Genomic DNA, 3,332 nt, shown 5'->3' with positions numbered 1-3,332 from the left:
ATCCCGCCCTGGTCGAGCACTGGCGAACCCACCTGATCGACCACGGCGTATGGGCCAATGAACCTGTTCCGCTTTATCCGTATCCGAGTTCGCCCAGCTATCGCGAGCTTTGGGGCGAACCCGACGACCTTGCCTGGGAGCGCGCCCATGATCACTATCTCGCATCCTTCCAGAAATTCAGTGACATCCAGGAGAAGCGGCCCCGGCCGCTGGCGGAACTGGAGGCGACATGTTGCGAACACTGACGCCGCGCTCGCGGCGCATCCTGATGACCGTCGATGCCGTGGGCGGCGTATGGCGCTATGCGCTTGATCTGGCACGGGAACTTGTGAATGGCGGCGACAGTGTGGTGCTTGCCGGGCTCGGTCCCCAGCCGACGAGGCAGCAGGCTGCGGAGGCAGAGACTTTCACCACGCTGATCTGGTTGAACACGCCGCCGGATTGGATGACCCACAACGGCGGCGACCTGGATGCGCTACCGCTAGAATTGCTTGCGCCCATGCGCGACCACGCCATCGACCTAGTCCATTTCAACGCGCCGACGCAGGCGGCGGGATTCGATGCGCCGTGCCCAGCCGTGGCGGTCTCCCATTCCTGCGTGACGACATGGTTCCACGCCGTCAGGAAACAGGCAGTGGATGGCGCATGGGCCTGGCAGAAGGAGCGCAACAGGCGTGGCTTCAATCGGGCCGACGCAGTCATCGTGCCGAGCCGCAGCCACGCCGACATGCTTGAGACCTGCTACGGCCCGATCGCGCGTCTGAGTGTCGTCGGAAATAGTGCCAGTCCGGTGCCGAAGGCCGAAAAGCGCCAACCGCTCGTCTTCGCCGCTGCCCGCTGGTGGGACGAGGGGAAGAATGCGGCGGTGATCGACCAGGCCGCGTCGCTGACGCAATGGCCCGTCTTTGCCGCCGGTTCGATGCACGGTCCGAACGGCGGGCGTACCAGCTTCAGCTATGCTGTTCCTCTGGGAGCACTGCCGTCTCACGAGGTGCGGTCCTTGATGGCGCGCGCCGGCATTTTCGTGTCGCCGTCGATCTATGAGCCATTCGGTCTGGCCGCGCTGGAAGCTGCCATGTCGGCGACGCCCCTGGTGCTTTCCGACATCGCAACCTATCGCGAACTATGGGACGGGGCCGCGATGTTCTTTGACGCGCGCAATCCGCACGACCTCGCTGCCGGCCTCAATCGTCTTTCCAGCGATGCCGAACTCAGGCGAGAGCTCGGCCAGGCAGCGATGCGACGGAGCCGCCGGTTTACACTGGCCAGGCAAGCGGCAGCCATGCGAGGCGTCTACGACAAGGCGGCCCTGGCTATGGCGGGGCGTTGACCATGCGCTTTTTGTTCTACACCCACTCGGTCGTATCCGACTGGAACCACGGCAATGCCCATTTCCTGCGCGGTATCATGCGGGATCTGATCGCGCGCCAGCACCAGGCAGTCGCGCTGGAGCCGTCCGACGGCTGGAGCCGTTCGAACCTGTTGGCCGAGAAGGGATCCTTCGCCATCGAACGCTTCCGCAAGGATTTCCCAGAGTTGATGCCGGTGACCTACAATGCCGGGTTCGATCACGAGGCCTGGATCGCCGAGGCCGACGTTGTGATCGTTCATGAGTGGACGGATCCGGAGCTTGTCGCACGCATCGGCCGTGCCCGGGCCGCTGGCGGCAACTTCATCCTTCTGTTTCATGACACCCATCACCGGGCCATATCGGCGACCGAGGCAATCTCGGCGCTACGGTTGGAGCACTATGACGGCGTCCTCGCCTTTGGCGAGACCTTGCGCGAGAGCTATCTGCGCGCCGGCTGGGGCAAGCGCGTCTTCACCTGGCATGAAGCCGCGGACGATCGCCTGTTCAAGCCGCACCCAGAGATCCATCCCATGTCCGATCTGGTCTGGATTGGAAACTGGGGCGACGATGAGCGGACTGCCGAACTCAAGGAATTTCTGATCGAGCCAGTACACGATCTCGGTCTCGAGGCCACTGTTCACGGCGTACGCTACCCCAAGCCCGCACTTGCGGACCTGGCCGCCGCCGGACTGCGCTATGATGGATGGATCGCCAATGCCGATGTGCCGAAGGCGTTCGCCGCGCATCGTGTCACCGTTCACATCCCACGGCGCCCCTATCGTGAGGGATTGCCTGGAATTCCGACGATCCGGATGTTCGAGGCGCTCGCCTGCGGCATTCCGCTGATTTCAGCACCCTGGTCCGATGTCGAGCAGCTGTTCAGGCCCGGCGTCGACTTCCTGTTTGCGGAGAACGGCTCTCAGATGCGGCAACACTTGCGGGCGGTATTGGCCGATGCGGATTTCGCGGCTTCCCTGGTGACTTCGGGCCTCGAGACCATTCGCTCCCGGCATACCTGCCAGCACCGCGTTGACGAGCTGTTCCGCGTGCTCACGGCATGCACGACCGAACATACCATCAACAACACCACCGCAAAGGAAGCCGCCGCATGAAGATGGCATTCTACGGATCGAGTCTTTTGTCGTCCTACTGGAACGGTGCCGCGACTTACTATCGCGGGTTGCTGAAGGCGCTTTCCCAATTGGGCTACGAAATCACCTTCTATGAACCCGACGTCTACGACCGGCAGAAGAATCGCGACATCGAGGCGCCTGACTGGTGCACTGTCGTCGTTTATGAAGCGACCCAGCACGCGCTGATGCAGGTCGCGGCACGTGCCGCCAGCGCCGACATCGTCGTCAAGGCGAGTGGCGTCGGTTTCGAGGACGAGGCGCTGCTGCGTGTCGTTCTCGACCACGCCCGCAGCGACGCGCTGGTGGTATTCTGGGACGTGGACGCTCCGGCAACCCTTGCCCAGTTGCGCGACGAACCGGACCATCCGCTCCATAGCGCCCTGCAAGAAATCGACCTTGTGCTGACCTATGGCGGCGGCGACCCCGTCGTATGGGCCTACCGTGCCATGGGGGCGAACGAATGCGTGCCGATCTACAATGCGCTCGATCCCCAAACACATTATCCGGTCACCAGCAATGCGCGTTTCGCTTGCGATCTGGCGTTCCTTGGCAACAGGCTGCCGGATCGTGAGGCACGGGTCGAAGCGTTTTTCCTCGATCCCGCATGCCAGCTGCCGAAACAGCGTTTTCTGCTCGGTGGATCGGGCTGGGGGGACAAGCCGCTTCCCGCCAATGTCGGCTGGCTCGGTCACGTCGGCACCCGCGATCACAATGCCTTCAACGTCACACCCAAGGCGGTTCTGAACATCAGCCGCGACAGCATGGCCGTAAACGGTTTTTCACCGGCCACGCGTGTCTTCGAGGCGGCCGGCGCCGGCGCCTGCCTCATCACCGATGCGTGGCTGGGC

Annotated in this window: 3 protein-coding genes and 1 pseudogene; all 4 read left to right on the top strand. The window is 63.3% G+C overall.

Annotated elements, in window-relative coordinates; genetic code table 11:
* Window positions 1–245: pseudogene (locus tag EN991_RS28780) on the top strand (B12-binding domain-containing radical SAM protein); the annotation flags it as partial.
* A complete protein-coding gene (locus EN991_RS28775; RefSeq protein WP_127370016.1) occupies window positions 230–1,330 on the top strand; it encodes a glycosyltransferase family 4 protein in 1,101 nt (366 codons plus the stop codon). The pseudogene EN991_RS28780 and the gene EN991_RS28775, both read left to right, overlap by 16 nt.
* A 2-nt stretch (window positions 1,331–1,332) precedes the next feature.
* Window positions 1,333–2,463 (top strand): glycosyltransferase, encoded by a 1,131-nt coding sequence (locus EN991_RS28770; protein ID WP_127370015.1) that lies wholly within the window; start codon window positions 1,333–1,335, stop codon window positions 2,461–2,463.
* The coding region (locus EN991_RS28765) for a hypothetical protein (RefSeq protein WP_127370014.1) at window positions 2,460–3,332 on the top strand (873 nt) is incomplete at its 3' end. The genes EN991_RS28770 and EN991_RS28765, both read left to right, overlap by 4 nt.

The sequence above is a fragment of the Mesorhizobium sp. M7A.F.Ca.US.005.03.2.1 genome (assembly GCF_003997795.1).
GTDB classification, from domain to species: domain Bacteria; phylum Pseudomonadota; class Alphaproteobacteria; order Rhizobiales; family Rhizobiaceae; genus Mesorhizobium; species Mesorhizobium ciceri.
This window is presented reverse-complemented; position numbering and strand designations above follow the sequence as displayed.